Source organism: Streptomyces sp. 15-116A, from assembly GCF_025290915.1.
GTDB lineage: Bacteria > Actinomycetota > Actinomycetes > Streptomycetales > Streptomycetaceae > Streptomyces.
In genome coordinates, this window is record NZ_JAOCQE010000244.1 from 1 (window position 1) to 9,789 (window position 9,789).

Below are 9,789 nucleotides of genomic sequence, written 5' to 3' on the forward strand. Positions count from 1 at the left end.
GCCCGTCGAGCGTGGTGATCTGCCGCCCACCGGCGACGGAGCGCCCCTCAACGACGTCGATGCCGGGGGATGATCCCCCTTCAAGGACACGAAGCGCTCAGGCCCGCGGCCGTGCCGTACTCGCCCGTTGCACCAGCCGGGTCGACAACTCCGTGCGGGTGCTCTCCGGATGGTGGTCGTCCATCAAGCGCAGCAGAAGCGTCAGAGCCGTGGCCGCCATCTCCGACAGAGGCTGGCGGATCGTCGTCAGGGGCGGCGTGAGCCAGCGGGCCTCGGGGCGGTCGTCGAAGCCGATGACACTGACGTCGCCGGGAACGCGCAGGCCCCGTTCGGCCAGGGCCTGATACGCGCCCAGGGCCATGCGGTCCGAGCAGGCGAACAGGGCCGTGGGAGGTTCGGGCAGGTCGAGGAGTTCGTGCGTGCGGCGGCGGGCCGTCGGCTCGGTGGCGGCGGCGTGGCGGACGTACTCGGGGCGGTGTGCGATGCCCGCCGCGGAGAGAGCGGAGCGGTAACCGGCGACCCGCGCGTCGCTCGGCATCGTGCGCCGCGGACCCGCGAGGACGGCGATGCGCTCGTGGCCCAGGGACAGCAGGTGCTCCGTCGCCGTCACGCCGCCCTGCCAGTTCGTCGCGCCCACCGAGACGACGCCCGGCGGCGGCTCGCGCACCGGGTCGATCGTCACGAAGGGCACCCGGTGCTGCCGCAGCCAGGCGTACTGCGCCGCGCTCAGCTCGGTGAGGTGGAACAGCACCCCGCACGAGCCCCGCGTGACCAGCCGGTCCAGCCAGCCCCGCTCCGGCGGCCCGGCGGAGCCGTCACGGCCGAGTGCCGCCGACACCACCACCTCAAGACCCGCCGCCCGCGCCGCCCCCTCCACCCCGTGCAGCACCGCCCCGGAGCCCGGACCCTCCAGCGAGTCCACGACGAGATCCACCAGGCGGGGCGCCCGGCCCGTGTCGAACCGGGGCCTGCGCACATACCCCAGCCGGTCCAGCGCCTCAGTGACACGGCGCCGCGTCGCCGGGGCCACGTCCTCGCGCCCGTTGACGACCTTGGACGCGGTCGGCACCGACACCCCCGCCTCGCGGGCGACGACCGCCAGCGTCGGTCCGGCCGTCACGCTCGCACCTCCCGTACGGGCCATCGGCAACCCCACCCTCTCCTCCCAGAGAACACCGCAGCGAACGTGTAGAAAGCGCTTCCTATATGTGACGCCCACCCTAGATCCGCCGATCCCCGGCGTGAAGCCCCGCGCGCCTGCGCAGGAATACCGATGAGCGTTGTGGTGCTCTTGTGTTACCGGTGGGTTGTACCGGGGTGCGTGAGCACGGTGCGACGAAGGGCTGGTGGGCAGATGACGGCAGGCCGGGAGAACCCCGTGATCAGGACCCGGGAGCACCCCGAGGTCAGAACGCCCTACGGCTCCGTACGCGGCCGGTGGGAGTCCGTACGCGGCCGGTGGGAGAAGGGCGACGTCGCCGTCTTCCGTGGCATCTCGTACGCGGCACCCCCCTTCGGTCCGCGCCGGTTCCGGCCGCCCGTCGCGCCGGAGCCCTGGGACGGCGTGCGCGACGCCGGAGCCTTCGGCCCCACGGCCCCGAAGCCGCCGTACTCCGACGCCTTCGCCGAGTACCTCGCCGACCCGGTGATCCCCGGCGACGACTGCCTCAACCTCAACGTATGGACCCCGGACCCGTCGCCCGGCGCCCGCCTGCCCGTCCTGGTCTGGCTGCACGGCGGTGCCCTCACCCGCGGCTCCTCCGCCGTCCCCGTCTACGACGGCGCCACCTTCGCCCGCGACGGCGTCGTCTTCGTGTCCGTCAACTACCGCCTCGGCGTCGAGGGCTACGGCCTCTTCCCCGACGCCCCCGCCAACGCCGGCCTGCGCGACCAGCTCGCCGCCCTGCGCTGGGTCCACGACGCGATCACCGCGTTCGGCGGCGACCCCGACCGCATCACCCTCGGCGGCCAGTCCGCCGGCGCGATCAGCACCGGCGCGCTCGTCGCCGCGCCGCAGGCACAGGGCCTGGTCCGCCGCGCCATCCTGCAGAGCGGCCCGCCCGAGGCCTCCCCCCGGGACAAGGTCCGCCGCATGGTGCGCCGCATCGCCGGCCGGCTGAGGATCCCGGCCACAGCCGAGGCCTTCGCCGGCGTCGACCGCGAGCAACTGCTGCGCGTCCAGGCCGAGGTGGGAAGGCTTAGCAGCCCGGTCCTCGGCGGCCCGGCGTTCGGCATCGTGGTCGATGGCGACCTGGTGCCGCGCGACCCCCTCGACGCGCTGACGGACGGCGCGGCCCCGGGCGTCGACCTCCTCATGGGCTGGACCAGCGACGAGTACCGGCTCTGGCTGGTCCCCGGCGGCCTCGTCGACCGCGTGAACCGCCTCGGCGCGGTCGCCCTCGCCGGGGCCATGGCCCGCTGCCACTGCGGCCACGAGGTCCCCCGCGGCTACCGCGCGCTGCGCCCGGACGCCACCCCCGCCGAGATCGTCGGCCAGATGGTCACCGACCACCTGCTACGACTGCCCCTGCACCGGCTCGCGGACGGCCGCTCGGAGCCGTCGTACGTCTACGAGTTCGCCTGGCCGTCCAGGCGCCCCGGGCTGGGCGCCTGCCACGCCCTGGAGCTGGGCTTCGTCTTCGACAGCGGGGACGTACCGGAGGCCCGGAAACTGGCGGGGGAGGGCGCACCGCGAGAACTGAGCGAGGCGATGCACGGCGCGTGGGTGCGCTTCGTCTCCGACGGCCGGCCGGGCTGGCAGCGGTGGGACGCCCGCCATCCCGTACAGCTGTTCGACGAGGGTGCGCCGCGGGTGGCCTACGGCCCACGGGACCGCGAACTGACCCTGTGGTCGACGACGCCGCGCACTCAGGAGCCGTCCCCCGAACTCCGCTCGGTCATCAGCCGCCTGCGCCGCAGCGGGGCGTTGCGCCGGCACTGACGGCGGTCGGCGAGGCGCGACGCCTGAGCATGCGATCTTCACCCGACTGGCTCATGGTGGATCTGGACCTTCTGCGTCACGCCACGCCCGTGGCACCGTTGTCAGGAGGCGTCATGGTGGCCTTGGCACTGCTCGTCCCCTTGATGCTCGGGGCCGTGATGTTCGCGCTCGACGCTCTCGAGGGATTCCTGTTCCCCCGCCCGGCGACTCCTCCCGACACACCCCCGGATGAGCCTGCGGACTCACCCGCCGAGGTGTGACGGCATCCCGCCCTGTGCTCAGTCGCCCGCGCCCGGAGGGGCGTCGAGCACGGTGGGGACGTACTCGAGCATCTGCAGCCGGCCGTCGAACAGCCTGCTTCGGACCAGGTCGAGCTTCACGTCGGGGTACCCGTCGAAGATGCGGTCCCTCCCGGTGGCGCCGGTGATCACCGGGAACACCACCAGCCGGTAGCGGTCCACCAGGCCCGCCCGCAGCAGCGACCGGCACAGGCTGACGCTGCCGAGGGTGCGCAGGGGCCGCTCGTCACGCCGCTTCATCTCCCGCACGGCCTCGACGGCATCCCCGTCGACCAGCTCGGAGTTGGCCCAGGACAGCGGTGCCTTCAGGGTGGACGAGAACACCACCTTCGGCATCGCCGTCAGCGCCCCGAGGCCCGCCGCGTCGTCCGGCATCTGCTCGGCGAACCCCGACATCAGCCGGTACGTGTTCGCCCCCATCAGGGTCGTGTGCTCGTGCTCCGAGGGGTCCTCCAGCCAGGCGAGATACTCGGGCCCCTCCATCCCCCAGAATCCGGGCCAGCCCTCGGCAGCGCCGTATCCGTCGAGCGAGATGATGAAGTCCACCATGAGCGTTGCCATCACTGCACCTTCCTGTCGTGGCTGCACCGTCCCTGGGTCGACTGCGGAAGGGACGAGAACTCATCGATTCCGCGACCGGCGACCGATGACTTTGCCCGCCGCCTGAAGTCACCCCTTGTGACGAGCCCTGGAGGGCAGAATGAGCAATCCGATCAGGCTGTACATGTCGATGTCGCTCGACGGCTACATCGCCGGTCCGGACGACCGACCGGGCCAGGAGCTCGGACGGACGGGCGGACGTCTTTTCAACTGGCTCGACGACCGGGGATCCGACGGTCCCAGCGGCCAGGTCTACCGCGAGGCGATGGCGACCGGCGCGGTGATCTCCGGTCGTCGCACCTTCGAACTCGCCGGGCGCTGGCAGGGCGACCATCACGACGGTGTGCCGATCCTCGTCCTCACCCACCATGTGGACGCCGGGGACGTCCCGCCCGGCAGCGCCCGCTTCGTCACCGACGTCGACGCCTGCGCACGTCAGGCGCGCGCCGCCGCCGGGGACCGGCCCATCATGGTCCACGGCGCGGGCGCGGCCCAGGCACTCCTCCGCGCCGGGCACCTCGACGAAATGGAGATCCACCTCGTTCCGGTACTCCTCGGAGCAGGCCGACGGCTCTTCGACCACCTCAGCGGTGCCCCCGTCGAACTCGACCACGTCCGCGTACTCGAGGACAGGGACGTCACCCACCTCCGCTACCGCGTGCGCCATCCCGAGGAGTCCGCATGAGGACGCTCTTCGTCTCCTACCGCGTCACCGACCTGAACCCCTCGCTCGACTTCTACACCGCCCTCGGCTACGTCCGGCTGGGCCGGGTCGACCTGGGGGACGGAGCCCAGCTCGCGCTCCTCAAGTTCGCCGGCGAACCGGCGGCCTCCCTCGAACTGGTCCACCGCCCCAGCGAGGGGCGCGTCGACGTGGGCAGCGGTTTCGACCACCTCGCGATCCAGGTGGACACCCTGTACGCCACCGTGGAGCAGCTGACCGACGCCGGTCTGGGACCCGGGCCCGTGGAACGCCCGGGCGGTCCCAACGGCCCGAAGACCGCGTGGCTCACCGACCCGGACGGCTACCGCATCGAACTGGTGGAGTGGCCCCCCGGACACGCCGACGGCATCACCGAGGCGGACTTCTCCTAGAGCGCGGGGAGAGGCGCGAGCGTCGGCAGGAACGCGGCCCACGTCTCCGGAGCGACGGTGAGGTGGGGGGCGTTCGGGGTTTTGGAGTCGCGGATGTGGATGGCGGTGGCGTGGGGGGCGATTTCGACACAGGCGTCCTGGAAGTCACCGCTGTAGGTGGACTTGCGCCAGGTGTAGGCGACTTCGAGGCACTCGCCGCCTTCACTCCCGCTGTAGCTCGACTTGAACCACTCAAGTGCGGTGCCGCTCATGCTTCTCCCAGAAGACGGTCCAACAGGTCCCTCGTGTCTTCGGTGTTGAGGGCCTGCGTCCGCAGCATCGCATACTTCAGGGTCAGGATCCCCACCCCGTCCGGGTCGGCGATCAACTGGCTGCCGCGTTGAGTCTCCATATACGCGAGCCGCTGGTGGTCCGGTGTTTCCAGAAGCACGAACGGGCCGTCCAGTCCAGCGTGCGAGGTGCGCCCGAGGGGGAGTACCTGGATGGCGATGCCTGGCACATCTGCGTACGTGCGCAGTTTGCGGAGTTGCTCGACATGCACATCCAGCCCGCCCAGATGGTCCCGCAGCACTGCCTCCCAGATCACGAAGCTCGTGGTCGGCGGCACCTTGCGCTGCAGGATTTCCTGGCGTCCCATGCGCGTGGCGACGAGATGCTCGATCTCATCCTCGTCGAACACTGGCACCCTGCTGCGGAACACCGCGCGTGCGTACCGTTCGCTCTGAAGTTGGCCGGGAACGGCGGCGTTCGCGTACACGGAGATTGCGATGGCCTCCCGCTCCCGATCCAAATACTCCTCCGCCCACAACGGAACCAGATCCACCTCCGGCATCCGGCTCACCGCAACCGACAACGCGCCCTTGGTGCACAGGAATGCGTCGAGTTGCTCGGCGAGATCCGGCTTCAGCGGGCGCCTGCCCTGCTCGATCGACGCGATCTGCTGTTCGCTGATGCAGAAGTGCTCGCCCAGCGACCTCTGGGTGTATCCGGCCGCTTGGCGGTAGAGGGCGAGGAGTGCGCCCACCATTTTCATCGCCGAGGCGTTCCTGCGTGTGCTCATGCGGCTGAACTCCCCCACCAGGGCCGTACGTTCACCATCGCGCACCCGTACAAGCAGGCTGTACGGGTGCGCGGACTGTTCCATCATGGCCACGGAGCGTGACTCTCGTCACGTGAATCAGGAAACTCCACCCCTGCCCCAACTCCCCTCTCCACGTGAGCGTTTCTTCCGCCGCGAACGCCGGTCCGTGCCGGGCGCGCGGGTGTTCGCCCGCGGCGTGCTCGACGAGTGGGGCGTGCGCGGGCGCGCGGACGATGTGCTGCTGTGCGTCAGCGAACTCGCCACCAACGCCCTGCTGCACGGCGTACCGCCCGGCCGCGGCTTCCTGCTGAGGCTGCTGGCCTACGGCGGCCACGGCAGTGACGACGGCGGCGTACGTGTCGAGGTGCACGACAGCGGGGGCGGCGTCCCCGCCGTATCCGAGGACGCCGCCGGGGGGACCGGCGAGGGTGGGCGCGGCCTGCTGCTGGTGGAGCAGGTGGCGGACAAGTGGGGCGTGGGGGAGCGGAACCCCGGCAAGACGGTGTGGTGCGAGTTCGCTACGCCCCTCTCACCAGCCGTGCGATCGCCGAGATCGTCGCCGGGCCGACACGGCAGCAGCCCCCGATCAGCCGTGCCCCGGACTCCAGCCACCCCGTGACCTGGCCGGCGGTGAAGGTGGAGCGGCCGGTCCAGGCGCGGGCCGCGGCGTCCCAGCGCTCCCCGCTGTTGGGGTAGACCACGACCGGCTTGCCGGTGATCCGGGCCGCCAACGTCACCGCGTGGTCCGCGTCCCCGGGGGTGCAGCAGTTGACGCCGACCGCGATCACCTCGTCCGCCTGGGCGGCCAGGGCGAAGGCGTCCTCCAGGGGCTGTCCGGCGCGGGTGCGGTCGCCGGTGACGGAGTACGACAGCCAGGCCGGGACGTCCAGGCCGCGCAGCGCTCGCAGCAGCGCCTCGGCCTCGTCCGTGTCGGGGATCGTCTCCAGGGCCAGGACGTCGGGTCGGGCCCCGGCGAGGGTCTCCATGCGTGGGCGGTGGAAGCGTTCCAGCTCGGCGGTCGTCAGGCCGTAGCGGCCCCGGTACTCGGAGCCGTCCGCGAGCATCGCGCCGTAGGGGCCCACCGACGCCGCCACCCACAGGGGGCGCGTGACGTCGGCCCTGCGGGCGGCCTCGCGGGCCGCCTCCACGCTCAGCGCCAGCAGCTCCGCCGCCCGGCCGCGGTCGATGCCGCGCTTGGCGAAGCCCTCGAACGTCGCCTGGTAACTCGCGGTGATCGCCATGTCCGCGCCCGCCTCGAAGTAGGCGAGGTGGGCCTCGGTGATCGCTTCCGGGGCGTCGGCGAGCAGGCGGGCCGACCACAGGTCGTCAGAGAGGTCGTGCCCGGCGGAGGCGAGCTGGTTGGACATGCCTCCGTCGAGGACGAGCGGGCCGGACCTCAGGGCCCCGGCGACATCGCGGGAGTCGTGCATGGGGCCGACGGTAGTCGAGTCACCGCGCACGGTTCACCGTGGTGCGGCCCGGTCACCGGGCTGGGATGCTGAAGGCAGTACGACGGTGCGGATGCCGCAGGCGGCACGACACCGCATCTGACGCGTTGGCGGTGATGGTCATGGCGGGGTTCGCAGGAGAAGGCCCGCCACCGGCGCACCCCGTCGCCGACCCGCACGGCGACCCCTTCCTGCGCACCCGGTTCGCGGTTCCCGCCTGCCCGGTGACGTTTCTGCGGCGCAAGCGGCTCACCCGTCATCTCGACCAGGCCCTGCACACGCCGTTGACGATGGTCAACGGGTCCGCGGGAGCGGGGAAGACGCTGCTGGTCGCCGACTGGGTGAGGCACCGGGACGGGGCACCCGTCGTGTGGCTCACCAGTGACGCGGCCGGTGACGCACCGGGCATGTTCTGGGCGTATCTGCTGCAGGCCCTGCGGGTCGCCGGTGTCCCGCTCCCCGCAGACGTGGGCACTCCGGCGGACGCGCAGCGAGTGAGCCCGAGTCTGCCCGCGCGGCTCGCCGCCGGACTCAGTGCCCGCGAACAGCCCGTGACGGTGGTGCTCGACGAGTTCGACCGGGTGACCGCCCCGGAGATCGCGGAGCAGCTGGAGTTCGTGCTGCGGCACGCGGGGGGCGGGCTGCGGCTGATCCTCGTCACCCGCACCGAGCCCCTGCTGCCCCTGCACCGGTACCGGGCCACCGGCGAGCTGACGGAGATCAGGGACGCGGAGCTGGCCTTCACCCCGCACGAGGCGGCCGAACTCATGGACCTCCACGGGCTGCGGCTGTCACCGGCCGCCGTGCGCGCGCTGGTGGAGCGCACCCGGGGCTGGGCGGCCGGGCTGCGGCTGAGCGCGCTGGCGGCGGCGCAGAGCCCGGATCCGCAGGCGTATCTCGCGGACTTCGAGGCCGACCGCAGCACGATCGCCGACTACCTGCTGGCGGAGGTGCTCAAGCGGCAGGACCCCGAGACGCAGGACCTGCTGCTGCGGGTCAGCCTGCTCGACCGCTTCGGGCCCGGCCTGGCGGACGCGCTCACGGGGCGCGACGACGCCGGGGCCACTCTGGCCCGGCTGAGCCGGGACAACGCGTTCGTCGAGCACCTCGGGCACAGTATGTACCGTCTGCATCCGCTGTTCGCGGAGATCCTCCGCGCCCACCTGCGGATGCGGCGGCCCGCTCTGGAACCCGAACTGCACCGACGGGCCGCCGAGTGGCTGCGGCGGTCCGGATCGCTCGCCGAGGCGCTCGCACACGGTGCGGCGGCCGGGGACTGGGAGTCCACCGCCGCCGCCCTGATCGACGACCTCGCCATCGGCCAGTTCTTCACCGGCCTGCGCGCCGACGCGGTGACCGGCCTGTTCTCCCGCATGGGGAAGGAGGCCGACGGCCCGGCCCCGGAACTGGTGCGGGCGGCCCGCGAACTGTCGCGCAGCGATCTGGACAGCGGCCTGGTCCACCTCGAACGCGCCGAGCACGCGCTGGAGCGGTACGGCGGCGACGAGCCCCTGGACGCTGCCGCCGCCCGGCTGAGCTGCGCGCTGCTGGAAGCGCTCGCGGCACGGCTGGCCGGGTCCCCCCGGAAGGCAGAGTCCGCCGCCGAGGCGGCCGAGCGGCTGCGCGAGCAGGTGCCCGGCCACCTGCTGGAACGCCATCCCGAACTCGACGCGCTGCTGCTCACCCACGTGGGCTCGGCCGCGCTGTGGGCCGGTCGTTTCGAGGACGCCTGGGACGCCCTGTCCGCCGTGGCGGCCTCCGAGGCCCGCGCGGCGACGGCACTGCCGCGCGAGGACTGCCTGGGCCGCCTGGCCCTGATGGACTACCTGAACGGCAGTCTTGGCCAGGCGGAGCGCAAGGCGCGGGCGGCGATCGCCGAGACGGAGCGGTTCGGTCTGCCCCAGCCGTCCGGGGCGGGCGTCGAACGCCTGGTCCTCGCCGCCGTCGCCCTGGACCGCGACGAGCTCGGCCAGGCCCGGTCCCTGCTCGACGCGTCGGCCGCGTCACCGCCCGCCCTGCGGGATCCGGTGACGGAGGCGGGCCGGGCCATCGTCACCGCCCGGCTCCATCTGGCGCAGGGCGACGCGAAGGCGGCCCTCAAGGCGCTGGACTGTGTCGTGCCGGCCGAGGTCTCCTCGCCCTGGGCGCAGGGACAGACGGCGGTCGTGGCAGCCGCCGCCCACCTGGCCGAGGGCCGGGCGGACACCGCGGCCGAGCTGGTGCGGGGAGTGCCCGAGGAGCAGGTCGCGTGCGCGGTGGGGGCCGCGGGCATCCAGCTCGCCGCGGGCCGGGCCCTGGCGGCGGTCCACCTGCTCGACCGGGTGC

11 protein-coding genes are annotated in these 9,789 nt (G+C 72.6%); 6 read left to right on the plus strand and 5 right to left on the minus strand.

Annotation, left to right across the window (positions count from 1 at the left end):
• Positions 1-97: 97 nt before the first annotated feature.
• Positions 98-1,144 carry a LacI family DNA-binding transcriptional regulator gene (locus tag N4P33_RS27940; protein ID WP_260829588.1) on the minus strand — a complete coding sequence of 349 codons (1,047 nt, stop codon included), beginning with the start codon at positions 1,142-1,144 and terminating at the stop codon, positions 98-100.
• Between the two features lie 210 nt (positions 1,145-1,354).
• Between N4P33_RS27940 and N4P33_RS27945 the strand changes: the two genes are divergently transcribed.
• The gene (locus tag N4P33_RS27945) at positions 1,355-2,941 is read left to right on the plus strand and encodes a carboxylesterase/lipase family protein (protein ID WP_260829589.1); all 1,587 of its coding nucleotides are present in this window, start codon (positions 1,355-1,357) and stop codon (positions 2,939-2,941) included.
• Between the two features lie 113 nt (positions 2,942-3,054).
• Positions 3,055-3,201, plus strand: coding sequence for a hypothetical protein (locus N4P33_RS27950; protein ID WP_260829590.1), 147 nt, complete (start codon positions 3,055-3,057; stop codon positions 3,199-3,201).
• Positions 3,202-3,219: 18 nt separating this feature from the next.
• Here N4P33_RS27950 and N4P33_RS27955 read toward each other — a convergent pair whose 3' ends face one another.
• Entirely contained in the window at positions 3,220-3,801 is a 582-nt protein-coding gene (locus N4P33_RS27955) for a dihydrofolate reductase family protein (RefSeq protein WP_260829591.1), read from the minus strand.
• A 139-nt stretch (positions 3,802-3,940) separates the two neighbouring features.
• On the opposite strand from N4P33_RS27955, the gene N4P33_RS27960 reads away from it, so the two are divergent.
• Complete coding sequence (locus tag N4P33_RS27960; protein WP_260829592.1) at positions 3,941-4,525, plus strand: dihydrofolate reductase family protein; 585 nt, start codon at positions 3,941-3,943, stop codon at positions 4,523-4,525.
• Positions 4,522-4,935: a VOC family protein gene (locus N4P33_RS27965; RefSeq protein WP_260829593.1), complete on the plus strand. Its 414-nt coding sequence runs from the start codon at positions 4,522-4,524 to the stop codon at positions 4,933-4,935. Before N4P33_RS27960 ends, N4P33_RS27965 begins: the two co-directional genes overlap by 4 nt.
• Here the strand turns inward: N4P33_RS27965 and N4P33_RS27970 are convergent.
• Entirely contained in the window at positions 4,932-5,186 is a 255-nt protein-coding gene (locus N4P33_RS27970; RefSeq protein ID WP_260829594.1) for a DUF397 domain-containing protein, read from the minus strand. The genes N4P33_RS27965 and N4P33_RS27970 overlap by 4 nt on opposite strands.
• On the minus strand, positions 5,183-6,079 hold the full coding sequence (locus N4P33_RS27975) for a helix-turn-helix transcriptional regulator (protein ID WP_260829599.1): 897 nt from the start codon (positions 6,077-6,079) through the stop codon (positions 5,183-5,185). The genes N4P33_RS27970 and N4P33_RS27975 overlap by 4 nt, the downstream gene beginning before the upstream one ends.
• Position 6,080: 1 nt before the next feature.
• On the opposite strand from N4P33_RS27975, the gene N4P33_RS27980 reads away from it, so the two are divergent.
• Positions 6,081-6,635 (plus strand): ATP-binding protein, encoded by a 555-nt coding sequence (locus N4P33_RS27980; protein WP_399030239.1) that lies wholly within the window; start codon positions 6,081-6,083, stop codon positions 6,633-6,635.
• On the opposite strand, the gene mmuM is transcribed toward N4P33_RS27980, so the two are convergent.
• Entirely contained in the window at positions 6,535-7,446 is a 912-nt protein-coding gene (mmuM, locus tag N4P33_RS27985) for a homocysteine S-methyltransferase (protein ID WP_260829596.1), read from the minus strand. The two genes, N4P33_RS27980 and mmuM, sit on opposite strands and share 101 nt — an antisense overlap.
• Positions 7,447-7,586: 140 nt before the next feature.
• On the opposite strand from mmuM, the gene N4P33_RS27990 reads away from it, so the two are divergent.
• On the plus strand, positions 7,587-9,789 hold a 2,203-nt coding region (locus N4P33_RS27990), incomplete at its 3' end, for a helix-turn-helix transcriptional regulator (RefSeq protein ID WP_260829598.1).